Annotated in this window: 1 protein-coding gene; it reads right to left on the minus strand. The window is 59.7% G+C overall.

Translation table 11 applies throughout. The annotated features are described in order from the left end of the window. The coding region (locus A3761_RS00685) for a hypothetical protein (RefSeq protein ID WP_156491462.1) at window positions 1-191 on the minus strand (191 nt) is incomplete at its 3' end. Between the last annotated feature and the right edge of the window lie 169 nt (window positions 192-360).

A 360-nucleotide genomic window follows, 5' to 3' on the forward strand; every position in this document is an offset into this window, starting at 1 on the left:
GCCTTCTGGGCTTCTGTGAGTGGATGCGCGACCGTCTCAATGTGTTGCGAGAAGTCGTACAGATAGCCCGTGATGCGGTCGCAGTTTTCCTGAGGATCGCGCGTCGGGCAATGCTCCATGATGAAGCGATAGAGATCGTCGGCCATCGACTTCTCAAGCTCGGCCGGCGTCATGTCGCGAAAGTCGGTCATCCTTCCCTCCTATGCCTTGGCAGGCTCTGCGAGGATGGCACGAGGCATCAGCCGGGCAGCTTCGGGCCAATCAGGCGCACGGTCATCTTCCGATCTCGCTTGTCAGCCTCCGATAGCTCAACGACCTCAAGGTGCGGCGGGCTCATCAGGCTCCACAAAGCCTCGTTGA

This window comes from Oleiphilus sp. HI0123 (assembly GCF_001635315.1).